This window comes from Streptomyces erythrochromogenes, assembly GCF_040684695.1.
GTDB classification, from domain to species: domain Bacteria; phylum Actinomycetota; class Actinomycetes; order Streptomycetales; family Streptomycetaceae; genus Streptomyces; species Streptomyces erythrochromogenes_C.
Map to the genome: position 1 here is coordinate 571,532 of NZ_JBFBGM010000002.1, position 22,951 is coordinate 594,482.

The 22,951-nt window shown below is 71.7% G+C and carries 21 protein-coding genes and 3 tRNA genes; 20 read left to right on the forward strand and 4 right to left on the reverse strand.

The genetic code is table 11. The annotated features are described in order from the left end of the window. Window positions 1-179 precede the first annotated feature (179 nt). The 15 genes from AB0O53_RS06655 (at window position 180) to AB0O53_RS06725 (ending at window position 14,822) form a co-directional block, all read left to right on the forward strand. Window positions 180-1,703: a S1C family serine protease gene (locus tag AB0O53_RS06655; protein ID WP_365193564.1), complete on the forward strand. Its 1,524-nt coding sequence runs from the start codon at window positions 180-182 to the stop codon at window positions 1,701-1,703. A gap of 89 nt (window positions 1,704-1,792) precedes the next feature. Continuing rightward, window positions 1,793-2,698 carry a LysR family transcriptional regulator gene (locus tag AB0O53_RS06660; protein ID WP_350990527.1) on the forward strand — a complete coding sequence of 302 codons (906 nt, stop codon included), beginning with the start codon at window positions 1,793-1,795 and terminating at the stop codon, window positions 2,696-2,698. A gap of 79 nt (window positions 2,699-2,777) precedes the next feature. After that, window positions 2,778-3,326, forward strand: coding sequence for a cysteine dioxygenase family protein (locus tag AB0O53_RS06665; protein ID WP_350990529.1), 549 nt, complete (start codon window positions 2,778-2,780; stop codon window positions 3,324-3,326). After that, the gene (locus AB0O53_RS06670) at window positions 3,326-4,372 is read left to right on the forward strand and encodes a YeiH family protein (RefSeq protein WP_365193567.1); all 1,047 of its coding nucleotides are present in this window, start codon (window positions 3,326-3,328) and stop codon (window positions 4,370-4,372) included. The genes AB0O53_RS06665 and AB0O53_RS06670 overlap by 1 nt, the downstream gene beginning before the upstream one ends. Window positions 4,373-4,580: 208 nt before the next feature. Then, entirely contained in the window at window positions 4,581-5,537 is a 957-nt protein-coding gene (locus AB0O53_RS06675; protein ID WP_350990533.1) for a trypsin-like serine peptidase, read from the forward strand. Window positions 5,538-5,587: 50 nt separating this feature from the next. Next, a tRNA-Ser gene (locus tag AB0O53_RS06680) sits at window positions 5,588-5,672 on the forward strand. A gap of 436 nt (window positions 5,673-6,108) precedes the next feature. Next, window positions 6,109-6,549 (forward strand): DUF6344 domain-containing protein, encoded by a 441-nt coding sequence (locus tag AB0O53_RS06685; RefSeq protein ID WP_350990535.1) that lies wholly within the window; start codon window positions 6,109-6,111, stop codon window positions 6,547-6,549. 647 nt (window positions 6,550-7,196) lie between these two features. Beyond that, window positions 7,197-7,508 carry a hypothetical protein gene (locus AB0O53_RS06690; RefSeq protein WP_350990537.1) on the forward strand — a complete coding sequence of 104 codons (312 nt, stop codon included), beginning with the start codon at window positions 7,197-7,199 and terminating at the stop codon, window positions 7,506-7,508. A gap of 171 nt (window positions 7,509-7,679) precedes the next feature. Next, window positions 7,680-8,831: an acyl-CoA dehydrogenase family protein gene (locus AB0O53_RS06695; RefSeq protein ID WP_350990539.1), complete on the forward strand. Its 1,152-nt coding sequence runs from the start codon at window positions 7,680-7,682 to the stop codon at window positions 8,829-8,831. Further along, window positions 8,828-9,775 (forward strand): bifunctional MaoC family dehydratase N-terminal/OB-fold nucleic acid binding domain-containing protein, encoded by a 948-nt coding sequence (locus AB0O53_RS06700; RefSeq protein ID WP_350990541.1) that lies wholly within the window; start codon window positions 8,828-8,830, stop codon window positions 9,773-9,775. The genes AB0O53_RS06695 and AB0O53_RS06700 overlap by 4 nt, the downstream gene beginning before the upstream one ends. Next, complete coding sequence (locus AB0O53_RS06705) at window positions 9,775-10,806, forward strand: acyl-CoA dehydrogenase family protein (RefSeq protein ID WP_350990543.1); 1,032 nt, start codon at window positions 9,775-9,777, stop codon at window positions 10,804-10,806. The genes AB0O53_RS06700 and AB0O53_RS06705 overlap by 1 nt, the downstream gene beginning before the upstream one ends. Further along, entirely contained in the window at window positions 10,803-11,186 is a 384-nt protein-coding gene (locus AB0O53_RS06710) for a MaoC family dehydratase (protein ID WP_350990545.1), read from the forward strand. Before AB0O53_RS06705 ends, AB0O53_RS06710 begins: the two co-directional genes overlap by 4 nt. Beyond that, window positions 11,183-12,349, forward strand: a complete 1,167-nt coding sequence (locus AB0O53_RS06715) for a lipid-transfer protein (RefSeq protein WP_350990547.1) — start codon at window positions 11,183-11,185, stop codon at window positions 12,347-12,349. The genes AB0O53_RS06710 and AB0O53_RS06715 overlap by 4 nt, the downstream gene beginning before the upstream one ends. Before the next feature lie 137 nt (window positions 12,350-12,486). Beyond that, window positions 12,487-13,020 carry a SigE family RNA polymerase sigma factor gene (locus AB0O53_RS06720; RefSeq protein WP_350990549.1) on the forward strand — a complete coding sequence of 178 codons (534 nt, stop codon included), beginning with the start codon at window positions 12,487-12,489 and terminating at the stop codon, window positions 13,018-13,020. Window positions 13,021-13,172: 152 nt separating this feature from the next. Next, complete coding sequence (locus tag AB0O53_RS06725; RefSeq protein WP_365193574.1) at window positions 13,173-14,822, forward strand: long-chain fatty acid--CoA ligase; 1,650 nt, start codon at window positions 13,173-13,175, stop codon at window positions 14,820-14,822. Between the two features lie 22 nt (window positions 14,823-14,844). Here AB0O53_RS06725 and AB0O53_RS06730 read toward each other — a convergent pair whose 3' ends face one another. From AB0O53_RS06730 to AB0O53_RS06740, 3 genes are all read right to left on the reverse strand, one after another. Then, window positions 14,845-15,420: an antibiotic biosynthesis monooxygenase gene (locus tag AB0O53_RS06730; RefSeq protein ID WP_350990553.1), complete on the reverse strand. Its 576-nt coding sequence runs from the start codon at window positions 15,418-15,420 to the stop codon at window positions 14,845-14,847. A 13-nt stretch (window positions 15,421-15,433) separates the two neighbouring features. Beyond that, a complete protein-coding gene (locus AB0O53_RS06735; RefSeq protein ID WP_350990555.1) occupies window positions 15,434-18,769 on the reverse strand; it encodes a PAS domain-containing protein in 3,336 nt (1,111 codons plus the stop codon). A 120-nt stretch (window positions 18,770-18,889) separates the two neighbouring features. Then, window positions 18,890-19,315 carry an SSI family serine proteinase inhibitor gene (locus tag AB0O53_RS06740; RefSeq protein ID WP_350990556.1) on the reverse strand — a complete coding sequence of 142 codons (426 nt, stop codon included), beginning with the start codon at window positions 19,313-19,315 and terminating at the stop codon, window positions 18,890-18,892. 186 nt (window positions 19,316-19,501) lie between these two features. Between AB0O53_RS06740 and AB0O53_RS06745 the strand changes: the two genes are divergently transcribed. The 3 genes from AB0O53_RS06745 (at window position 19,502) to AB0O53_RS06755 (ending at window position 20,476) form a co-directional block, all read left to right on the forward strand. Beyond that, window positions 19,502-19,592, forward strand: a tRNA-Ser gene (locus AB0O53_RS06745). A gap of 247 nt (window positions 19,593-19,839) precedes the next feature. Next, window positions 19,840-19,912 (forward strand) — tRNA-Arg (locus AB0O53_RS06750). Window positions 19,913-20,110: 198 nt separating this feature from the next. After that, on the forward strand, window positions 20,111-20,476 hold the full coding sequence (locus AB0O53_RS06755; RefSeq protein ID WP_030839590.1) for a PH domain-containing protein: 366 nt from the start codon (window positions 20,111-20,113) through the stop codon (window positions 20,474-20,476). A 25-nt stretch (window positions 20,477-20,501) separates the two neighbouring features. Here AB0O53_RS06755 and AB0O53_RS06760 read toward each other — a convergent pair whose 3' ends face one another. Then, window positions 20,502-21,413: an SMP-30/gluconolactonase/LRE family protein gene (locus AB0O53_RS06760; RefSeq protein ID WP_351000965.1), complete on the reverse strand. Its 912-nt coding sequence runs from the start codon at window positions 21,411-21,413 to the stop codon at window positions 20,502-20,504. Window positions 21,414-21,520: 107 nt separating this feature from the next. Here AB0O53_RS06760 and AB0O53_RS06765 point away from each other — a divergent pair, with 107 nt between their 5' ends. Together AB0O53_RS06765 and AB0O53_RS06770 are read left to right on the forward strand one after the other, a co-directional pair. Further along, window positions 21,521-21,955 carry an Lrp/AsnC family transcriptional regulator gene (locus AB0O53_RS06765; RefSeq protein ID WP_351000968.1) on the forward strand — a complete coding sequence of 145 codons (435 nt, stop codon included), beginning with the start codon at window positions 21,521-21,523 and terminating at the stop codon, window positions 21,953-21,955. Beyond that, window positions 21,952-22,845: a DUF2797 domain-containing protein gene (locus AB0O53_RS06770; RefSeq protein WP_365193584.1), complete on the forward strand. Its 894-nt coding sequence runs from the start codon at window positions 21,952-21,954 to the stop codon at window positions 22,843-22,845. Before AB0O53_RS06765 ends, AB0O53_RS06770 begins: the two co-directional genes overlap by 4 nt. The last annotated feature ends 106 nt before the right edge of the window (window positions 22,846-22,951 follow it).

Here is a 22,951-nt window from a genome sequence, read left to right on the forward strand (position 1 = left end):
TTGCGAACGCATCCGAAATGCCGGATATAAAGAATGGGAGGAGATGCACAGGTCCGGCTTACAGTGCTCTGACGGGGCATGGGAAAGGCTTTGCCCTGGAACTTGTACGGCACGTCGAACGTTCAGCCGGATCGATATCGCCGGATTTCTGCAGCTGTGTGTGACGAGGAGAGAGAGCTGTGAGCACCGAGAACGAGGGCACCGCGGCCCCCACACCCCCCGCGGCCCCGTCTGTGACCCCTGCTCAGGGCTCCGAGACGGCGCAGGCCGCCTCCGCGCCCGCTCCGCAGCCGGACCACGCCCCGCAGGCCGCCGCGCCGGCGGCCCCGGCCGTGCCGCCGGCCCCGCCTGCGGCACCCGCCGCTGCTCCGGCGCCCGCCGCCGGTGAGCAGGTGACCCAGCAGCTCCCGCCCGCGCCCGGGGCGCCCGCCCCCGGCTACGGCCAGCCCCCCGCGCCCGCCGCGCACGGAGCCGAGGGCTGGCCGCCCCCGCCGCCCACCGTGCCGGCGTACGGTGCCGGCGGTGCGGGCGGCGGCCCCGTCTGGGGCGCTCCCCCGGCCGCCGAGGGCTATCCCGCGCCCAAGCCGAAGGGCAAGGGCGGCATGATCGCGGCCGTGCTCGTCGCGGCCCTCCTCGCGGGCGGCATCGGTGGCAGCGTCGGCTACTGGGCCGCCGAGCGCAGCAACGACGGCAGTGGTTCGACCACCATCAGCGCAACCAACACCCCGAAGGACCTCAAGCGCGAGGCGGGCTCCATCGCCGGGCTCGCCGCCGGCGCACTGCCCAGCGTGGTCACCATCGAAGCCTCGGCCGGAGACGGCGAGGGCGGCACCGGCACCGGGTTCGTCTACGACCAGCAGGGCCACATCCTCACCAACAACCACGTGGTGGCCTCCGCGGCGAACGGCGGCAAGCTCTTCGCCACCTTCTCCGACGGCAAGCGGTACGACGCCGAGGTGGTCGGCCGGGCCCAGGGCTACGACGTGGCCGTGCTCAAGCTGAAGAACCCGCCGGCCGGCCTCAAGCCGCTGGCGCTCGGAGACTCCGACAAGGTCGCGGTCGGCGATGCCACGATCGCGATCGGTGCCCCGTTCGGCCTGTCGAACACGGTCACCACCGGCATCGTCAGCGCCAAGAACCGCCCGGTCGCCTCCGGTGACGGCACCGGCAGCAAGAACTCGTACATGAGTGCGCTCCAGACGGACGCCTCGATCAACCCGGGCAACTCCGGTGGCCCGCTGCTCGACGGCCGCGGCGCGGTCATCGGCATCAACTCCGCGATCCAGTCGGCCGGCAACGGCGGCTTCGGCGGCGGCCAGGCCGGCTCCATCGGCCTCGGCTTCGCCATCCCGATCAACCAGGCCAAGAACGTGGCCGAATCCCTGATCAAGACGGGTAAGCCGGTCTACCCGGTGATCTCGGTCTCGGTGGACCTCCAGGCCAAGACCGAAGGCGCGAAGATCTCCGAGCAGGGCGCGGCCGCCAACGAGCTCGTCGACCCCAACGGTCCGGCCGGCAAGGCGGGCCTCAAGCCGGGCGACATCATCACGGACTTCGGCGGCAAGCCGGTCGACAGCGGCCCGACCCTGATCAGCATGATCTGGACCTACAAGCCCGGCGACACGGTGAAGCTGACCTACCTGCGCGACGGCAAGCCGACCACCGTGGACATCACGCTCGGCTCCAGGATCGGCGACAAGTAGCACCACCGGCCACGGCAGTGGCCCGGTGACGAGGGGCCGTGGGCGCGATTGTGCCCACGGCCCCTCCAACGTCCGCTTATGCTTCGCTCGTGTTCGATTCCCGGCACATACGGACGTTCCACACGGTGGTCGCCGCCGGCTCCTACTCGGCGGCCGCGCGCGTGCTCGGCTACACCCAGCCCGCCATCACCCAGCAGATGAAGGCGCTCGAACGCGCCGTCGGAACCCCGCTGTTCACCCGTGTGGGCCGCAAGATGCAGCTCACCGAGGCCGGAGAGTCCCTCTCCCGGCACGCCGAGACCATCCTCGGCAACCTCTCCGCCGCCGAGGCCCAGCTGAGGGCGTACGCACGCCTGCGCACCGGCCGGGTCAGACTGTGCGGCTTCCCCAGCGCCAACGTCACCCTCGTCCCGGAAGCCCTGAGCGGCCTGGCCAAGGACCACCCGGGCATACAGGTGGAACTGCTGGAGGGAGAGCCCCCGGAGTCGCTGCGACGGCTGGAGCGCGGCGAGTGCGACATCACCCTGGCCTTCACCTATCCCGGCCTGCACGAGGAGGTGCCGGAGGAAGTAGCCGAGGTCAGGCTGCTGGAGGACCAGCTGACGGTGCTCCTCCCGACCGGGCATCCGCTGGCCCGGCGCCGCGCCGTGCATCTGGCCGACCTCGCCGAGGAGCGGTGGATCGCGGGCTGTCCGCGCTGCCGGGCGAACCTGCTGCACGAGTGTGCGGAGCTGGGCTTCGTGCCCGACATCCGCTTCGCCACGGACGACAACCTGGTGGTCCAGAGCCTGGTGGCCCAGGGGCTGGGCGTGGCCATGATGCCCGCGCTGGTCCTGCCCTCGCTCTCGCTGAGCCGGGTCTGCGGACGTGCGCTCCAGCCCGCCGCCCGCCGGCACATCGCCGCCTACGTCTACCGGGACCATCTGAGGATCCCGGCGACGGCCGTGGTGCTCGACGCGCTGAAGCGGGTGGCCGCCAACCGGATCGGCTGCTGACCAACCCATAAGCCCTGCTTGGGATTTCAGGTCACAACTGTCGTTGGACGCGATGGAACGGCGCCCGCACGCTGCCCGTATGACCACCACCACACCGGCCCGCACCACCGCGAGGATGGCCGCCCTCGTCAGTGAGATCCGCTCGGTCGTGGAGCGGGGACTGGCTCCCGACCTCACCGCCTACCTCGTGGGCGAAAGGCTCGCCCCGCACCTGGGGACGCCCGACCTGCTGACGCCGACACAGCAGGAGGGCGACCCCGAGCGCTACCGGCAGCACATCCTGCACGCGGAGCCGGACGGCAGTTTCTCCGTGGTGGCGCTGGTGTGGCTGCCCGGACAGGAGACCTGCATCCACGACCACGTGTCGTGGTGCGTGGCCGGTGTGCACCAGGGCGAGGAGAGCGAACGCCGATTCCGCCTCGCACCCGGCATCGGTCCCGCCCGCCTGGTGGCGACGGAGGACGTGGTCAACGGACAGGGCGACGTCTGCGGATTCGCGCCGCCCGGGGACATCCACAAGGTGCGCAACTCCTGTGCGACAAAAGCCATATCGGTGCACGTGTACGGCGCCGACGTGTCCCGGCTGGGGACCAGCATCCGCCGCGTCTACAAGCTCCCGGTCGACTGATGGCCCTCCTCCATCGCCCTCAGGGCGTAGCGGTTCGGCATGTTTCACGTGAAACATCCACTCCCTGGCCCGGGTTGGCGCTGGCGGTGGGTGGAGCCACGGTCGCCTGGTGCGTCCACCGCCTCATACCGGCCGTACCGATGCTGACCGCGTCCGTTGTGCTGGGCATCGCGGTGGCGCACCTCCCCGGACCGCGGACCTTCGTGCGGGGAGCCGGGCGCGCGGGGCTCTCGCTGGCCGGCCGGCGGCTCATGCGCATCGGGATCGTCCTGCTCGGCCTCGGCCTGGGGCTGGACCAGGTGCTCCGGCTGGGCTGGGCCACGGTGGCCATGGTGGTCGCAGTGGTCGCGGCGACGTTCTTCGGCACCCTCTGGCTGGGCCGGCGTCTGGGACTCCCGGGCGACCAGCCGCTGCTGATCGCCACCGGGTACTCGATCTGCGGCGCCTCGGCGATCGGCGCGGTGAGCCAGGTCTCGGGCAGCGACGAGGAGGACGTGGCGGCCTCGGTGGCACTGGTCACCCTGTGCGGGACGCTCGCCATAGCCGTACTGCCCCTCCTCCAGGACCCGTTGACGCTCTCCGACCCGGCCTTCGGGAGGTGGGTCGGCGCCGGTGTCCACGACGTCGGGCAGGTCGTGGCGACCGCGCAGACCGCGGGCCCGGACGCCCTGGGCGAGGCGGTACTGGTCAAGCTGATGAGGGTGGCCCTGCTCGCTCCTCTGGTGGCGGCGGTCGCCTTCTCGGTACGGGCCCGGCGGCGCGGAGCGCGTACCCCCTCGGGGCGGAGGCCGGCCCCGGTGCCGCTGTTCGTGGCCGGGTTCCTGGCCGCGGCCGCGCTGCGCGCCACCGGCGTGCTGCCCGACGTCGTGCTGGAGTGGTCGCACACCGCGCAGGAGGCACTGCTGGCCGCGGCCCTGTTCGGGCTGGGGAGCGCGGTCCATCTGCCGACGCTGGCCCGGACCGGGGGGCGCGCGGCAGCGCTGGGACTGGGCGCCTGGGTGGTCGTCGCCGGAGTCTCGTACGCGGGCGTGATGCTCACCGTATGACGCAGCAACGGCCGGGAGTTGGCCAAATCCTGGCCGGAACCGACCGAACGTTCTGACTGCCCGCTGACATTGACGCGGGGCCGTGCCACTCTGCCCCGGCAAGCCGCACCACGTACGACGCACCACGCACAGCCGATCCGCACCGACCGCTCTTCACCCCCACCCTGCCCGGCTCCCACCGGTCCGGGCACGGCAGAAGGAGTCATGCGTGAATCGTCATCGCACGGCCTTGTCCGTCCTGCTCTCGGCGGGCGCCCTGGTCGCGGGCGTCCTGACGGCGGCCACCCCCTCGATCGCTGCGGACGCCCCGACGTCCTTCCGCCCGCAGCACACCCAGGGCTTCTGGACCGCGGAGCGGATGCGGGCAGCCACCCCGCTCGATGTGACGGCGGTCCCCGGCGCTGCCCGTACCGCGGTGGCCACCTCCGCCACCCCCACCGCCATCGCCCCGACGGCTGCCGCCTCCGCGGTGTCGCCGACGGCGTTCCCCCAGGCGGGCGGGGCCTGGACGGGCAGCGGCGCGGTCGTGAAGACCTCGGGCCGGGTCTTCTTCACGATGGGCAGCCGCACTGCCTCCTGTTCGGGCAACTCGATCACGAGCGCCAACGGCAGCACGGTCATGACGGCCGGCCACTGCGTGAAGTACCAGGGGGCCTGGCACACGAACTGGGTCTTCGTGCCCGCATACAACAACGGGTCCGCGCCCTACGGCCAGTGGTCGGCCACCAAGACCTTCGCCACCGACCAGTGGGCGGCGAGCGAGGACATGAACATGGACGTCGGCCTGGCCGTCGTCGCCCCGCTGAACGGCCAGACCCTCAGCCAGGCGGTCGGCGCGCAGGGAGTCCTCTTCAACGGGGGCTACAACAAGCGGATGTACTCCTTCGGCTTCCCCGCGGCGGCCCCGTACGACGGAACGAAGCTGGTCTACTGCAGCGGCAACAGCGGTAAGGACTTCCTGCTCACCAAGGACCACAGCCTGGGCTGCAACATGACCGGCGGCTCCAGCGGCGGCCCCTGGTTCCAGGACTTCAACGAGGCCACGGGCCTGGGCACCCAGGTTTCGGTGAACAGCTTCGGCTACACCTTCCTGCCGAACCGCATGTACGGCCCGTACCTCGGCAACGAGGCGAAGGCGGCCTACGACAAGGCACAGGTCTCCTGATCCGGCAGTCGCCCCGCCACCCCCACCTGGCCGGTACTCTGTACCGGCCAGGTGGGTTGCCCGAGCGGCCTAAGGGAACGGTCTTGAAAACCGTCGTGGCGCGAGTCACCGTGGGTTCAAATCCCACACCCACCGCTTGCAGGTCGCAGAAGTAGCAGTTCAGAGGGCGGGTACCCGAACCGGGTGCCCGCCCTCGCTGCTCAGCCCGGCTCGCCTTGATGGGCCCCGTATCCCGCTGTCGACGGGCGCGTACCGATAGGACGGTCAGGGGCCTTTCTCGGTACCCGGCCGGCCGGGCGCTCCGTCGGGGTAAGGCGCGCGGTTCGATTCCCGGCTTGCGGGTCGGCAACCGGTGTGCCGGGGCGGTGGCCCGGGCCTGACCTGGGCCCATGCGGCTCCGGAGGACCGACCGCCAGAGGCCGCGAGGTGGGCTGAAAAGTCAGATTGATCCTTCCGGGTGGTGTTTGTCGGAAGATCGGCGCGTGTGATGAGCGCAGTGCAGTTGCCCCCACATCATGACGAATGTATTCAGATCCGCCCGTCGGAACAAAGCGAATCGAGGCACTCCGTCATGGCTCACCGCAACATCCTCACGTCGATCTGGACCTCGGTCCTGGCCGCCCTCGTGGCTGTCCTCTCCTCCCTCGGCTTCGGCGGCAAGGTGGCTCCGGCCGCTGCCGCCTCCACCGCCGGTGGCGCGACTGCGGCCGCCGTCGCCGCCGCCCCCGTGCGCCGGCCGGCCGTCACGGCCCCGAGGAGTTGGAGGGAGATGATGCGGGGCGGTTCGCTGCCGCCGACCCTGAAGCAGCGCATCCGGGCCGAGGCTCACGGCAAGACCCCCGGTGTCCGTCGCTCGACCACCGCCGCTGCCATGGGCGCCGCTCCGGGAACCGCCGCTCGCGTCCTGACCCCTTCCGCGGTGCCTGCCCCCCGTGCCCCTCGTGCCCCCCATGCTTCCCGCGTCGGACGCGCCGCCCGCGCCACCCGCGAGACGCTGGCACTCGCCGCGTAGCCCGCACGGACGGGCAGGACGAAGCGGGACCGCAGGCAGAAGCAGGGCACGTGGACAGCAGCAGAGACAGAAGTAGAAGCAGCAGAAGTAGAAGCAGCAGCAGAAGAAGAAGCAGAAGAAGAAGCGGGATCGGAAGAGGCGGAAGCAGCAGGTGCGCGGGCAGTAGCAGGTACGCGGAAGCAGGAACGTAGGCAGGCGCTGGAGCCCGGTCGGTCGTGACCGCGGATCGCGTCGTGCGGTGCCCCGGCAGCGGGGCACGGATGGATCACCCCGGCGTGCGCCGGGGAGCGTGCAGGGGGCGTGGAGCTTGGCATTGCAGGGCCGCAGGCCCGGGAGACGGTGGGGTTCCCGGACGGCGCGGCCCTCTTCGGCATGTCCGGGCCCGGCGGTTTGGCGGAACGCTTCCTCTCTTGCGCGGGGCGGGATTCAGCCGGTTTCAGGGTGCTGACCTGGGCCCTCAGGGGGCGTGAATGGGTTTATCCGGTGTTGGTCATACTTGCGGGGGATTCGGGGACTCCGGGGTGGTTCGCCGGGGATTCGGTGGGCAACTCTGGTCTCGCGACGTCGTCAGCACAACGGAACGACCGAGGCGGTCGGCCAACTGCCTTGGAGTAATTCCCACTTCGTTTTTCTGGAGGAATGAAGACATGGCAAGCATCCGTACCGCCCGCGCCATCGCCGCTGTCGCCGCCCTTCCCCTCGCCGTCGCGCTCTTCGGCGGGGTGGCATCGGCCGACAACGGCGCCTTCGCGAACGACGGATCGAATGCGAGCGTCGCCGACATCATCGGCAGTGGCGTGGGTGGCGACAACAACGGCAACTCGTCCACCTCGCAGCAGGTGGCCACCGGCTCCGGTGCCTCCAACCAGAACAACACCGCGCAGGTCAACGGTTCGGCCTTCACCGCGATCAACCAGGGCAACTCGAACGTGGCACTCAACTTCCACCCCTGGTGGTAGCAGCGGCACCAGCCGCTCCGCATCCTGAGGGCGTCTGTGCGACCGGACCGGCTGGGGTCCGGTAGCGCAGGCGCCCTCGCGCGTCCGGCTCCCTTTCCGACCTTGACACCACGGGCAGATCTGACGGACAGTCAGTTATCTCGATGATGTGGACGCCGGGAGGCCTGCGCCGTGCACCTCGCCCCGACCGAAGGCCAGTTGCGGCTCCGTGCCGAACTGCGCGCGTACTTCAAGGAACTGCTGCCCGACGGGGTCCCCGAGGACCCGGCCGACCAGCGCCGACTGCTGCGCCGCATCGGCGCCGACGGGCTGCTCGGGCTCGGCTGGCCCGTCGAGTACGGCGGGCAGGGCCGCGGCGCGGACGAGCAGTTCGTCTTCTTCGACGAGGCCTATCGGGCCGGCGCCCCCGTCTCCATGGTCACCCTGAACACCGTCGGCCCGACCTTGATGAAGTACGGGACCGAGGAACAGAAGGACTACTTCCTCCCCCGGATCCTCGCGGGCGAGATCGTCTTCGCCATCGGCTACTCCGAGCCCGAGGCCGGCACCGACCTCGCCTCCCTGCGCACCCGGGCGGTCCGCGACGGAGCCGACTGGCTGATCGACGGGCAGAAGATCTTCACCTCCAACGCCCAGAACGCGGACTGGATCTGGCTCGCCTGCCGCACCGACCCCGAGGCCCCGAAGCACAAGGGCATCTCGATCGTCCTCGTGCCCACCGACGACCCCGGTTTCTCGTGGACCCCGATCGACACCGTCGGCGGGCTCACGACCACGGCGACGTACTACGACTCCGTCCGCGTACCGGCCGGCAACCTCGTCGGCCCCGAGCACGGCGGCTGGGGACTGATCACCAACCAGCTCAACCACGAGCGCGTGGCCCTCGCCGCCATCGGCATGCAGGCCGAGGACTTCTACGAGCGCGCCCTCCACCACGCCCGCACCCCCGACCCGGCCACCGCAGAGCGGCCTGCCGACCTTCCGTGGGTGCGGTCCCGCCTCGCCGAGGCCCACGCCAGGCTGGCCGCCGTACGCCTCCTCAACTGGCGTCTCGTCCAGGACGTGGGCAGCGGCGGCCTGGCGCCCGGCGACGCCAGCGGTGTGAAGTTCCTCGGCACCGAGTCGGCCGTCGAGGTGTACCGGATGTGCCAGGAGGTGGTGGGCGAGGAGGCGCTGGTACGGGGGCCCGCGGCCTTCGCGGGCGGTGAGCTCGAACGGATGAACCGGGCCGCGCAGATCAACACCTTCGGCGGCGGAGTGAGCGAGGTCCAGCGGGAGATCGTCGCCATGATGCGGCTCGGCATGAAGGGGAGGAAGCGATGACGGCGGACGCGATCGGTACGGCCGGGGAGGCGGCTCGGTTCCACGCGCTGCTGGCGGCCTTCGAGGGCGCCCCGGCCGCCACCGCAGGCCGGGGCAAGGACCCGGTCAACGAGCCGATGATCCGCCACTGGTGCGAGGCGATGGGCGACGCCAACCCCGCTTACACCGGGCCGGACGCCATCGCACCGCCCACCATGCTCCAGGCCTGGACCATGGGCGGGCTCTCCGGCCACACCGACCGCTCCTCCGCCTACGACGAGCTCTTCGCGCTCCTCGACGACGCCGGATTCACCTCCGTGGTGGCCACCGACTGCGAACAGGAGTACCTCCGTCCGCTGCGCCCCGGCGACGAGGTCACCTTCGACGCCGTCATCGAGTCCGTGTCGCCGCGCAAGACGACCAAGCTGGGCACCGGCCACTTCGTGACGACCCGCATGGACATCAGGGCCGGCGGGGAACCCGCCGGCACCCACCGCTTCCGCATCCTGAAGTACGCGCCCGCCGCCCGGCCGGCGAAGGAGGCCGCGCCCCGGACGAAGACCGCGGCGCAGCGCCCCCGCCCCGTGGTGAACCGCGACAACCAGGGATTCTGGGACGGTGTCCGGGAGCACCGGCTGCTGATCCAGCGCTGCACCTCCTGCACCACCCTCCGCTTCCCCTGGCTCCCCGGCTGCAACACCTGCGGGAGCCCCGACTGGGACACGGTCGAGGCTTCCGGTACCGGCACCGTGTTCAGCTACGTCGTCATGCACCACCCGCCCTTCCCGGCCTTCGACCCGCCCTACGCGGTCGCGCTCGTCGAACTCGCCGAAGGGGTCCGCATGATCAGCAACATCACCGGTGTCCCGTACGACAAGGTGCGCATCGGCCTACCTGTCCAGCTGGAGTTCCTGCGCGTCGACGACGACCTCGAACTCCCCGTCTTCCGCGGGAGCGAGGGCTGATGGACTTCCGCCCCACCGAGGAACAGGCCGCCGCGGCCGGTCTCGCCGCCCGGATCTTCTCCGACCTCGCCACCCACGAACGGCTCGCCGCTGCCGGTACCGGCAGCGATGCCGAACTCTGGAAGGCCCTCACCGCGGCCGGGCTCACGGCCGCCGTCGAGGAGATCGGCCTGCTCGGACTGGTCCTGCTGCTGGAGGAGCAGGGCCGCACCACCGCCCAGGTCCCCTACGCCGCCACCTGCACGTACGGGATCCTCCCGGTGGCCGCCCACGGCAGTCCGCAGCAGCGCGCCCGCCTGCTGCCCGCGCTCGGCAGCGGGGACGCGGTGGCCACCGGAGCCTTCCCGGCCCGCGGTCGGATCACCGCCGAGGGCGGCCGGCTCACCGGGACCGCCCCCACCGTCCCCTGGCTGCGTGACGCCACGCACGTGCTGGTCCCCGACGCCGAGCGGGACCTGTGGCTGGTACGGACCGACGCGCCCGGCGTGCGGACGTCCCCCATCGAGACCACCGCCCCCTGGGCGGCGGGCCGGCTGGTCCTGAGCGGGGCCGCCGCCGAACGCATCGGCTCCGACGGCGCCTACGAGCACACCCTCGCCTCCGCGCGCACCGCCTTCGCCGGGCTCCAGGCGGGCGTCTGCGCGGGGTCGCTCGCCCGCGCGGTGGAGTACACCTCCACCCGTGAGCAGTTCGGCCGGCCCCTCTCCACCAACCAGGGGGTCATGCTGCGCGCCGCCGACGCGTACATGGACACCGAGGCGATCCGGGTGACCGCGTACGAAGCGGCCTGGCGCATCGACCGGGGGCTCGCGGCGCACGAGCACGCGCTCACGGCGGCCTGGTGGGCCTCCGAGGCGGGCAAGCGCGTCGTGCACGCGGGCCAGCACCTGCACGGAGGCATGGGCGCCGACCTGGACCATCCCGTCCACCGGCACTTCCTGTGGGGGCGCCAGCTGGACGCGTACCTGGGCTGCGGCAGCGAGCTGCTGGCCGAGCTGGGAGCTTCGATAGCCGAGGGGGAACAGGCATGAACGTCGGCGACACGCTGCCGCCGCTGGAGATCGCGGTCACCCGCACCCTGATCGTCGCGGGCGCGATCGCATCCCGCGACTACCAGGACGTGCACCACGACGCGGCGCTCGCGCGGGAGAAGGGCTCCCCGGACATCTTCATGAACATCCTCACCACCAACGGTCTGGTGGGCCGCTACATCACCGATCACCTCGGGCCGCGGGCCGTCCTGCGCAAGGTGGCCATCCGCCTCGGCGCGCCCAACTATCCCGGGGACACGATGACCCTCACGGGCACCGTCACGGCCGTGTGCGGCAACCGCGTCGAGATCCGGGTCGTCGGAGCCAACGGCATCGGCCGGCACGTGTCCGGGACGGTCACCGCGGAGGTGGCGGCATGAGCGTCCGCACCCGCGACCAGCTCGGCGGCCGGGCCGCGATCGCCGGCATCGGTGCGACCGAGTTCTCCAAGGACTCCGGTCGCAGCGAACTCAAGCTCGCCGTCGAAGCCGTGCACGCCGCCCTCGACGACGCCGGGCTCGCCCCCGCCGACGTGGACGGGATGGTCACCTTCACGATGGACACGAGCCCCGAGATCACCGTCGCCCAGGCGGCGGGCATCGGGGAGCTGTCCTTCTTCTCACGCATCCACTACGGCGGGGGCGCCGCGTGTGCCACCGTCCAGCAGGCCGCCCTCGCCGTCGCCACCGGGGTCGCGGAGGTCGTCGTCTGCTACCGCGCGTTCAACGAGCGCTCCGGACGCCGCTTCGGATCCGGCGTCCAGCAGCGCGAGGCCTCGGCGGAAGGCGCGGCGCTGGGCTGGTCCCTGCCCTGGGGACTGCTGACCCCCGCCTCCTGGGTGGCCATGGCCGCCCAGCGCTACCTGCACACCTACCACCTCACCCCGGAGGCCTTCGGGCACGTCGCGGTCACGGACCGCCGGCACGCCGCGAACAACCCGGCCGCCTACTTCCACGGAAAGCCGATCACCCTCGCCGACCACGCCGCCTCGCGCTGGATCGTCGAGCCGCTGCGGCTGCTCGACTGCTGTCAGGAGACCGACGGCGGCCAGGCCCTCGTCGTCACCACGACCGAACGGGCCCGCTCCCTGCGACACGCACCCGCAGTGATCACCGCAGCGGCGCAGGGCGCCGGACCCCGCCAGGAGGGCATGACCTCCTTCTACCGCGACGACCTGACCGGGCTGCCCGAGATGGACGTGGTCGCGCGCCAGCTGTGGCGCACCAGTGGGCTGCGGCCCTCCGACATCGACGTCGGCATCCTCTACGACCACTTCACGCCCTTCGTCCTGATGCAGCTGGAGGAGTTCGGCTTCTGCGGGCCGGGTGAGGCAGCCGACTTCGTGGCCGCGGACGCGCTCCCGCTCAACACCCATGGCGGCCAGCTCGGAGAGGCGTACCTGCACGGCATGAACGGCATCGCCGAGGCCGTCCGCCAGCTGCGCGGCACCTCCGTCAACCAGGTGGCGGGAGCCTCGCACGCACTCGTCACGGCCGGCACCGGAGTGCCGACGTCCGGGCTGATACTCGGCGCCGACGGCTGAGACCCCGGTCCCCTCCCGGTCCCCGCCCCCTCCACCTTCAGGGGGTGGGGATGGCCCTACTCCTACAACCTGAGATGGATCCCCCATCGGCACCTGCGGGCGATTCCAGCGATGACGGGCGCTCCTAGCGTGGAGACATGACCCCGCCTGTGTGCACGCTCGCCTCGAATCCGACGCCGTACCCGTCGTTCTCGGCGTACGTCCGTACCCGCGGCACCGTCCTGATGCGCACCGCGCGCTCCCTCACCGCCAACCCGTGCGACGCGGAGGACCTGCTCCAGACGGCCCTCGCGAAGACGTACGTGGCCTGGGACCGTATCGAGGACCACCGCGCCCTGGACGGCTACGTCCGGCGGACCCTCGTCAACACCCGGACCTCCCAGTGGCGCAAGCGCAAGGTCGACGAGTTCGTGTGCGACGAGCTTCCGGAGTCCGAAGGCGCCCCCTCCTCCGACCCTGCCGAGGCCCAGGCGCTGCGCGACGCGATGTGGCGTGCGGTCACCCGGCTGCCCGACCGGCAGCGGGCCATGGTCGTCCTGCGCTACTACGAGGACCTGAGCGAGGTGCAGACCGCCGAGCTGCTGGGAGTCTCGGTCGGCACGGTCAAGAGCGCCGTCTCCCGCGCGCTGGGCAAGCTCCGCGAGGACCCGGAGCTCACACCAGTCCGCTGAGGCGGGCGGTGTTTCACGTGAAACCAGAGGATGTTTCACGTGAAACACGGAGCGGTTTCTACCCCCGGGTAGTGACAGACCGAGCGGTACGTGCGCAGAATCGGCAGCATCCGTAGCCGCCGCAGCGCCGCAGCGCTCACCGGGAGGACGCTTTGCTCAGCACCATGCAGGACGTACCGCTCCTCGTCACCCGCATACTCCGTCACGGGATGACGATCCACGGGAAGTCCCAGGTCACGACCTGGACCGGGGAGGCCGAGCCGCACCGACGCAGTTTCGCCGAGATCGGCCTCCGCGCCACCCGCCTCGCCGGCGCCCTGCGCGACGAGCTCGGAGTGCAGCAGGACGAGCGAGTCGCCACCCTCATGTGGAACAACGCCGAGCACGTCGAGGCGTACTTCGCGATTCCCTCCATGGGTGCGGTCCTGCACACGCTGAACCTGCGGCTCCCCCCGGAGCAGCTGGTCTTCATCGTCAACCACGCCGCCGACCGGGTCGTCCTGGTCAACGGCACGCTGTTGCCGCTGCTCGCCCCGCTGCTGCCCCACCTGCCGACCGTCGAGCACGTCGTCGTGTCCGGCATCGGCGACCGCTCCGCGCTCGACGGCCTGAACGTGCGCGTGCACGAGTACGAGGAACTCCTGGAGGGCCGCTCCGACAGCTACGACTGGCCCGAGCTGGACGAGCGCCAGGCGGCCGCGATGTGCTACACCTCCGGCACGACCGGGGACCCCAAGGGCGTCGTCTACTCCCACCGCTCGCTCTACCTGCACTCCATGCAGGTCAACATGGCCGAATCGATGGGGCTGACCGACAAGGACACCACCCTCGTGGTGGTTCCGCAGTTCCACGTGAATGCCTGGGGCCTGCCGCACGCCACCTTCATGACCGGCATCAACATGCTGATGCCGGACCGCTTCCTGCAGCCCGCACCGCTCGCCGAGATGATCGAGCGGGAGAAGCCCTCGCACGCCGCGGCCGTCCCCACCATCTGGCAGGGGCTGCTGGCCGAGGTCACCGCGAACCCGCGGGACCTGACCTCGATGAAGCAGGTCACCATCGGCGGCGCCGCCTGTCCGCCCTCCCTGATGGAGGCCTACGACAAGCTCGGGGTCCGCGTCTGCCACGCCTGGGGCATGACGGAGACCTCCCCGCTGGGCACCATGGCGCACCCGCCGGCCGGTCTGAGCGCCGAGGAGGAGTGGCCCTACCGGATCACACAGGGCCGCTTCCCCGCGGGGGTCGAGGCCCGCCTCGTCGGCCCCGGCGGCGACCTGCTGTCCTGGGACGGCCGGTCGGCAGGCGAGCTCGAAGTACGCGGCAACTGGATCGCGAACGCCTACTACGGCGGCGCATCCGGCGAACCCTTCCAGCCCGAGGACAAGTTCAGCGCCGACGGATGGCTCAAGACCGGTGACGTCGGCGTCATCAGCCCCGACGGCTACCTCACCCTCACCGACCGCGCCAAGGACGTCATCAAGTCCGGCGGTGAGTGGATCTCCAGCGTCGAGCTGGAGAACGCGCTGATGGCACACCCCGAGGTCGCCGAGGCCGCGGTGGTCGCCGTCCCCGACGAGAAGTGGGGCGAGCGGCCGCTGGCGACCGTCGTGCTGAAGGCCGGCGCGACCGTGGACTACACGGGACTGCGCGAGTTCCTCTCGCAGTCGATTGCCAAGTGGCAGCTCCCGGAGCGCTGGACGATCATCGATGCCGTGCCGAAGACCAGCGTCGGCAAGTTCGACAAGAAGGTGATCCGCCAGCAGTACGCGGACGGTGCCCTGGAGGTCACCAAGATCGTCTGATGGTCACCGGCCCCGCCGGGGACTAGCCCCGCGTGAGCCATGGCCGCAGCAGCCTGCTGACGGCGGGCATGGCCACGTAGGTCATCAGCGTGCTGAAGACGACGGCGAAGGCGGCTGTCCGCAGCACGAAATGCAGGTCCACCAGGTACGGCCCGAGCACCGCGTTGCCCGCGAGCGAGATCGGGAAGATGGCCAGCCCCGAGCTGATCGCCATCTTCCACCGCGGCGGCGCGGGCCGGGTCGTACCCGGCTTGGCGAACCACGTCTCCATGCCGTGCAGTTCCCGCCGGGCTATCTCCGTGTGGTGGTGGCCCAGGCAGTTGGAGAACCACTGGGCCCGCTCCGGGGAGTCCTGCCAGCGCTGGAAGGCGGCCTGGTTGCGGAAGCGGTGCACCAGGAACCACGGCCCGCCCTCGGTCGCCGGACGGAAGAGCCCGTAGCCCAGGTGGCCGGGAAAACCGGCGGCCGTCTCCAGGATCCCGTGGGCCCAGGCCTCGAACGTCTCCTCGTGCCCCGGCTCGACCTGTCGCGCGATGAGCAGGTTCACCTCCCCGTTGTCGGCGGGGACGGTGTGCTCGGTCGTGTTGGTGATGGCCATCGGGCCAGGATCGCTAGTTGGTGCCGATCTTGGCCAGCAGGTCCACGATGCGGCCCTGGACGTCCGTCGTGGTGGCCCGCTCGGCGAGGAAGAGCACACTCTCGCCCGAGGCCAGACGCGGCAGTTCGGACGGATCGATACCGGTCGCCGTGTAGACGACCAGCGGGGTGCGGTTCAGCTGCCCGTTCGCCCGCAGCCAGTCCACGATCCCGGCCCGCCGACGGCGCACCTGCATCAGGTCCATGACCACCAGGTTGGGCCGCATCCGCGTCGCCAGCTCCACGGCGTCGGTGTCCGCGCCCGCCCGGGCGACCTGCATGCCGCGCCGTTCCAGGGCTGCCGTCAGCGCGGTCGCGATCTCGTCGTGCTCCTCGATCAGCAGCACCCGGGAGGGATGCTGCTCACTGTCGCGCGGTGCCAGCGCCTTCAGCAGCACGGCCGGATCGGCGCCGTACGCCGCTTCGCGCGTGGCGTGCCCCAGCCCGGCCGTGACCAGCACGGGCACCTCGGCGGCCACGGCGGCCTGCCGCAGCGACTGCAGGGCGGTCCGGGTGATCGGCCCGGTCAGCGGGTCGACGAACAGTGCGGCCGGGAAGGCGGCGATCTGCGCGTCCACCTCCTCACGGGAGTGCACGACCACCGGGCGGTAGCCGCGGTCGCTGAGCGCCTGCTGCGTCTGCACATCGGGCGCCGGCCACACCAGGAGCCGGCGCGGGTTGTCCAGGGGCTCCGGCGGGAGTTCGTCGTCCACCGGCTGCGGCACGGGCCGGTTGACCACCTCGACCGCACCGCCCGGGCCGTCCAGCGGCTCGGGGCCCTCGTCGGACCCCGCCTCGGGCGCCCCTATGGCGAAGGCGCGGCCCTGCGGGCTGGGCTCGGCGAGCCGGCGACGGCGGCCGGAGCCGGACCCGGTGCCGGGGGCCGCCCCGGCGGGATCGACAGCGATGCCCTGGCCGAGCGTGCCCAGGGCGCGCACGCTGATCGGCTGCGCGGCCTGCCCCTGTGCCGGGGCGTCCTGCGGCTGGCGCGCTCCCGGGACCGCCACCTGGCCGGAGGCCCCGTCGTCCTCGGCAGCGGCACGGGCCGCCGGAACCGGCCACGCGGGGGCACCGGACAGGGCACGCCGCCGTCCGGTCGGGTTCTCGCCGGGCGCGTCGGACGGTGCGGCCGCAGCCTCGGGCTCGGTTCCCGGAGCGCCCAGCGCGCGGCGGCCACGGCGCCCGGCCGGTGTCGCGGCGTCGGGCCCGGCTCCAGCCTCGGAGGCGGCGGGGCCCGGTTCTGCGGGGACCTGTGCGGCGGGAGGAACGGGGGCCGGGCCGGCGGGCAGTGCGAAGCCGCCCTCGGGGGCGATGGGCCGTGCCGGAGCGGGCGTCGGGCCGAGCCCCGTCGCGGGGACGGGACCGCCGGGCTGCGCCGGACCGGCCGGACCCAGCGCCCGCCGGCGGCCGGCGGGGTGCTCGGTCACCGGGACCGGGGGCACCGCGGGCACCGGCGGGAGCGCGGGCATGGCGGTGCCCTGGGGCTGCGCGGGCCGGCCGGGGCCGCCCTGGCCCTCGGGGCCGCCGCTCTCCCCACTGTCGTCACCGGCCCGGCCGCGCCTGCGTCCGGTGCCGAGGCCCGCGGGGTTCACCGGGGACTGCGCGAGTTCGGGACCCGCCTGAGGAGCGGCTTCGCCCGCCCGCCGCCGGCCCGAGGGCAGCGCCAGGGCGCTGCCGCCCTGGCCGGCCTGCGCGGCCTCGGGGTCCGGGGTCTCGTCCTCCAGGAAGGCATCCACTCCGCGCCGGCCCCGCCGACCGCCGGAGACCTTGCCGGGTGCGGCGCCCGCGGCCTCGGCGGCGCCGTCCGGGCCGCTGCCCGCCGGGGGCTCCTCCGGGGGCTCGGGCAGGGTCACCGTGCCGGCACCCGCACCGAGCGGGAGTTCCAGCACGTAGGCCCCGCCGGGCGCGCCCGGCACCTCCACCGTCTGCAGCACGCCGCCGTGCGCGGCCACGATGCCCCGGACGATCGGCTCGTGGACCGGGTTGCCGCCCTCGTAGGGGCCGCGCACCTCGATCCGTACGACGTCGCCGCGCTGCGCGGCGGCCACCACGATCGTCGAGTCGCTGTAGCCGCTGCCCTGACGGGTCTTGCCGGTGGCGTCCACCCCGGCGACGTCCGCGACCAGGTGCGCGAGGGCCGTCGAGATCCGCTCGGCGTCCACCTCGGCCTCGATGGTCGGTGCGTGGACGGCGAACTGCGCACGCCCCGGCCCGATCAGCTCGACCGCGCCGTCGACGCCGGCCGTGACGACGCCATTGATCAGGACCTTCTTCTTGGAGAGCTTGTCGCGGCCGGAGTCCAGGCGCTGGAAGCCGAGCACGTTGTCCACCAGGGTGGTCATCCGCGAGTACCCGGCGGCCAGGTGGTGCAGCAGCTGGTTGGCCTCGGGCCACAGCTGGCCGGCGTCGTCGGCGGCCAGGTTCGCCAGCTCGCCGCGCAGCTCGTCCAGCGGCCCGCGCAGGGAGTCCCCGAGGACGGCGATCAGCTGAGCGTGCCGCGCGGCCAGGGCGTCGTAGGGCCGGCGGTCCGTGAAGGTCATGACGGCGCCCACGAGCTGCTCCCCGTCCCGTACGGGAGAGGTCGTCAGGTCGACGGCGACCGGCTGCCCGGCCTTGTTCCACAGCACCTGCCCGCGCACCCGGTGCTTGCGTCCGCTGCGCAGGGTGTCGGCGAGCGGGGACTCCTCGAAGGGGAAGGGCGAGCCGTCGGAACGGGAGTGCTGGACGAGGCCGTGCAGTTCGCGGTTGCCGAGGTCGGTGGCGCGGTAACCGAGGATCTGGGCGGCCGCCGGGTTGACGAGCACCACGCGTCCGTCGGTGTCGGTGCCCACGACGCCCTCGGCGGCGGCGCGCAGGATCATCTCGGTCTGCCGCTGGGAGCGGGCCAGCTCGGCCTCGGTGTCGACGGTCTGGGAGAGGTCCCGGACCACGAGCATCAGCAGCTCGTCACCGGTGTAGGCGGGTTGCGGCTCGCGGTAGGCGTCGCGGCCGTCGAGGTGGGCGCTCGTGACCTCGACGGGGAACTCGGAGCCGTCGGTGCGGCGGGCGACCATCCGCTTGGGTTTGGTGCGGCCGCCCTCGTCCTCGCCGGGCCGGCGCATGGAGCCGGGAATCAGCTTGGAGTCGAACTCGGGCAGGAGGTCGAGCACGCCCCGGCCGACCAGTCCGGTCCCGGGGCTCTCCATGACCTCGAGCGCGATCGAATTGGCGTTGACGACCGTGCCGTTGGCGTTGACGAGCAACAGCGCGTCCGGAAGGGCGTCGAGTATTGCTGCGAGGCGAGCAGCGCCTCGGGATGGCCTGCTGCTCACGACGAGCTTCCTCCCTGACCAACGACTACCGGCAAGTCACGGGAGGAGTCTAAGGCCACAGGCTCGCGGCGGGGTGGCCGATGTGAGGCCGGCAACGCCCTTTCCGGGCATCCTCCCAGGTCAGGAACGCCCACTCGGAAGCAGAGGTTCCAACTCGTCCCAGCGCTTGATTTCGCATCCGTCCGTCCGGCGGAAGGTGGCGTTCACCTTGTGTCCGTTCCATGTTCCGGTGACGCGGGCGGTGGCGGGTCCGCCGTACTGCTTGGTGCAGATCTGGTCCGGGGGGACGGGGGCGAAGGGGTTTCGCCCCTCTGCGGCGAGCTGGTCCAGCCGTGCGCAGGCGCCCTCCGCCTCCGGGTGGTCGCCGCCGACGGGTCCGCATTCGAGCGTGTACTCGCGGTCCAGCTGGCGGTTGCCGGTGTCGGCCATGGTCATGGTCAGCCGGTCGGGTGCGGCCAGCAGCTGTCCCAGGGGCAGTGGGGGCAGCGGCCCGGCGGCCGCGGTGGCCAGGGCCGAGGTGACGGCGAAGGCGGCGAGACGCAGCATGGGGCACTCCAGGTCGTCCGTACGTCATACGCCTGACCAACGACGAGAGCCCGCCGATGTTGCGTGCGGCGGGGTCTTTAAGGCTTTGCCCTCGGCCCGTCCCGCCTAGTACCGTGGAGGCGGATTGGTGAGGGGCCCTGCGCCTGTGTCATCATCTGCACGCACCTTCGTACGCGGGGGTGTGCTGGAGGCGTCGCCTAGTCCGGTCTATGGCGCCGCACTGCTAATGCGGTTTGGGTCTTACCACCCATCGAGGGTTCAAATCCCTCCGCCTCCGCAGTTCATCGAAGCCCCGGTCCGTCAGGACCGGGGCTTCGATGCGTTCCGGGGTCCGCGCGCCGACCGGGGTGCTCCGGTTGTGTTCCGAGCCTGCCCGGCCGCTGGGCCGACCGATGCGGACGATCTCCATCCAGCGCGTTTCCGCAGGTCAGCGTGGGTTTGGGTAATGGATTTCGCGTCCCGGCGAGGTCCATGTATTGTTGTTCTCGCAAGGCCAACGGGGCGAAAAACCCCGGGAAGCCCAAGCACTCGTAGCTTAACGGATAGAGCATCTGACTACGGATCAGAAGGTTGCAGGTTCGAATCCTGCCGAGTGCACAGCAGGACAGAGGCCCCGGACGAAAGTCCGGGGCCTCTGTCGTATGTCCCGGACGCATCGGGGGATGTCCTCCTTGATGGGGAGGGGATCCCCCGGGAGATGTCAGGGGCGGGATGGCTCTGGCGGGGGACGCCGACCACCCGGCGCCGTCGGTACGGTTCTTGAAGATCGTCCGAAGCTGGAAAACGGGGGCAACCATGGGACTGTTCGGGAATGCGCACACCGTCGACCCCGTGTCGGCGCAGAGGGACTACGCGCGGCTGCTGGGGCAGGGGGAGCAGGTGCACGCGGCCTTCCTGCTGATCCGGGACACGATCCTGTTCACCGATCGGCGGTTGGTGCTGGTCGACAAGCAGGGGCTCACGGGCAAGAAGGTGGAGTACCACTCCGTTCCGTACCGGAGCATCACGCACTTCTCCGTGGAGACCGCCGGCCACTTCGATCTGGACGCCGAGCTGAAGATCTGGATATCCGGCAGCTCGACGCCGATCGAGAAGACCTTCACCAAGGGCGTCGACATCTACGAGGTGCAGGCGATCCTGACGCAGTTCGTCGCCCGGTAGCCGGCGTCCGTCCCGTCGGCCGGCCTCAGAGGACCCGGGGGAGGCCGGTCACCGACATCACCAGCGAGTAGAGGGACGTGGTGGCGGTGATGAAGAGGCGGTTGTTCTTGGGGCCGCCGAAGGCGATGTTCGAGACGGGCTCGGGGACGCGCAGGCGGCCGATGAGGTCGCCGTCCGCGGCGTAGCAGTGGACGCCGTTCTCCATGGCGGCCGCCCACAGCCGGCCCTCGTCGTCGAAGCGGATGTTGTCGATTCCGGCGCAGGTCGTGAAGACCCGGTCGCCGGTGAGGGTGCCGTCGTCGGTGACCTTGAAGGCGCGGACGTGGCCGGCCCTGGTATCCGCCGCGTAGAGCTCGCTCTCGTCGGGGGAGAAGACGAGCCCGTTGGGGCCGAGGAAGCCGTCGGCGACCAGGCGCACCTCGCCGCTGGAGGGATCGGCCCGGTAGAGGTTGCAGGCTCCGATCTCCCCGGGTGCGCGGTGGCCCTCGTAGTCGCTGGTGATGCCGAAGTCCGGGTCGGAGAACCAGACGGAGCCGTCCGAGTGGACCACCGCGTCGTTCGGGCTGTTGAGCCGCTTGCCGTCGAAGCGGTCGGCGATGACGGTGATGCTGCCGTCGGGCTCGGTCCGGGTCACGCGCCGGTTGCCCTGTTCGCAGGAGATCAGGCGGCCTTCGCGGTCGAGGGTGTTGCCGTTGGAGTGCCCGGCGGGCGAGCGGAAGACGGAGACCGCTCCGGTCGCCTCGTCCCAGCGCAGCATCCGGTCGTTGGGGATGTCGCTCCACACGAGTTGCCGCCAGGCCGGCAGGTACAGCGGCCCCTCCGCCCAGCGGCAGTCGTCGTAGAGCCGGTCCAGCCGGGCGTCGCCGTTGGCGCAGCGACCGGTCTTGAAGCGCTCGTCCAGGATCTCGTACAAGGTGAGGTCGGCTATGGCAGACATGATTCCCCCTGAGAGCAGACTGCCGAATTATGTTCGGTCCGATGGTGAGATTGCAGGATCAGGTACCGTCTTCGCAAGGGTTGTCGGGCCCAAGAGAGGGAGATTGCGTGGACGACATCGACCGGGCGCTCGTCCTGCGCCTGCAGCAGGACGCAGGGCAGTCCTATGCGGCCCTCGGCACGGCCGTCGGGCTTTCGGCGGGCGCCACCCACGAGCGCGTACGCAAACTGCGCGAGCGCGGGGTGATCCGGCGGACCACCATCGACGTCGACCCGGCCGCGGTCGGCAGCGGGGTCCTCGCCTACGTGATGGTCGACTCCAACGCGTGGATGGGCGAGTCCGGAGACGACTTCGCCGCGATCCCGGAGATCCAGGAGGCGCACATCATCGCCGGCAGCGCGTCGGTGCTGGTGAAGGTGCGCACGGCCTCGACCGGGCAGCTGCAGGACGTTCTGCGGCGCCTCTACGCCATCAACGGCGTCAGCGGTACGCACGCGACCGTCGTCCTGGAGACCTTCTTCGAGCGGCCGCTCCCGCTGTGACCTGGTGGTGCACCGGGATCCGGTGGAAGGGCTCCGCCCCGGTCATCGGCTGGTACGGGCAGGAGCGCGGCGAGCGCGTGAGCACGCCGGAGTACGGGCAGCGGCTGGCTTTCGTCGCGCGCGGGGAGCGGCACTGCCTGGGCGTGTGGAGGGCCGGGAAGCGGACCCCCTGCCCGGCCTCCGCCACCGTGCCCGGCCGCGCAGGCAGCGCGCAGTGCCCCGAATGCGCCCGCCTCGACCGGTCGTTCTCCGTGGCGGCCGACACCAACGCCGCCGATCCGCGGACCTACCGGGTCTATCTGGCCTGGTTCGGGCCCGGCATGGTCAAGGTCGGGATCACTGCCGAGGAGCGCGGCTCGGCCCGGCTGCTGGAGCAGGGGGCGGTGTCGTGGACCTGGCTGGGCCGCGGGCCGCTGATGGCCACCCGGCGTACCGAGGAGCTGTTGCGGGCGGCGCTCGGGGTGCCGGACCGGATCGCGTACGCGCGCAAGCGCGCCGCACGGGCGCATCTGCCCGTGCAGCCCGAGCGGGCGCGGGAGGTGGCCGAGCTGCACGGCCGGGCGGCGGCGCTGGCCGGCTGGCCGGAGTCGCTGGAGCGGCTGGGGTGCGAAGTCACCGACCACGCGGCGGTGTTCGGGATGGACGGCTGGGACGGGCTTCCCGCCCCGGAGCGGGTGGTCGCGGAGATGGCGGCCGGCCGTGCCGTCGTGGGCCGGCTGGTCGGCGCCGCCGGGCCCGACCTGCACTTCGAGGACGGGCTCGTGGTCGACACCCGGCTGCTGGCCGGCTGGGAACTCGCCGCCCCGGACGAGGGTGCGGTGACCTCGGCGCCGGTGGCGCGGATCCCGTCCGCGGCGGCTTCTCCCGTGGAGCAGGACGGCCTGTTCTGACATCCTGGGCCGGGGATCCACGAGGCCGGGGCCATGGTCAAGTCTTGGATCCCTTTCGCCTTCCGGGGCCGCTTCGGGTGGACATGCCGGGGTCGCTCCGCCGAGG

Bases quoted from the DNA above. Each gene is read 5' to 3' on its own strand.
- AB0O53_RS06690 (WP_350990537.1), top strand. From the start codon at position 7,197: ATGGCAAGCATCCGTACCGCCCGCGCCATCGCCGCTGTCGCCGCCCTT.
- AB0O53_RS06760 (WP_351000965.1), bottom strand. From the start codon at position 21,413: ATGTCTGCCATAGCCGACCTCACCTTGTACGAGATCCTGGACGAGCGC.
- AB0O53_RS06700 (WP_350990541.1), top strand. From the start codon at position 8,828: ATGACGGCGGACGCGATCGGTACGGCCGGGGAGGCGGCTCGGTTCCAC.
- AB0O53_RS06685 (WP_350990535.1), top strand. From the start codon at position 6,109: ATGGCTCACCGCAACATCCTCACGTCGATCTGGACCTCGGTCCTGGCC.
- AB0O53_RS06670 (WP_365193567.1), top strand. From the start codon at position 3,326: ATGGCCCTCCTCCATCGCCCTCAGGGCGTAGCGGTTCGGCATGTTTCA.
- AB0O53_RS06740 (WP_350990556.1), bottom strand. From the start codon at position 19,315: ATGCTGCGTCTCGCCGCCTTCGCCGTCACCTCGGCCCTGGCCACCGCG.
- AB0O53_RS06705 (WP_350990543.1), top strand. From the start codon at position 9,775: ATGGACTTCCGCCCCACCGAGGAACAGGCCGCCGCGGCCGGTCTCGCC.
- AB0O53_RS06715 (WP_350990547.1), top strand. From the start codon at position 11,183: ATGAGCGTCCGCACCCGCGACCAGCTCGGCGGCCGGGCCGCGATCGCC.
- AB0O53_RS06710 (WP_350990545.1), top strand. From the start codon at position 10,803: ATGAACGTCGGCGACACGCTGCCGCCGCTGGAGATCGCGGTCACCCGC.
- AB0O53_RS06755 (WP_030839590.1), top strand. From the start codon at position 20,111: ATGGGACTGTTCGGGAATGCGCACACCGTCGACCCCGTGTCGGCGCAG.
- AB0O53_RS06665 (WP_350990529.1), top strand. From the start codon at position 2,778: ATGACCACCACCACACCGGCCCGCACCACCGCGAGGATGGCCGCCCTC.
- AB0O53_RS06730 (WP_350990553.1), bottom strand. From the start codon at position 15,420: ATGGCCATCACCAACACGACCGAGCACACCGTCCCCGCCGACAACGGG.
- AB0O53_RS06720 (WP_350990549.1), top strand. From the start codon at position 12,487: ATGACCCCGCCTGTGTGCACGCTCGCCTCGAATCCGACGCCGTACCCG.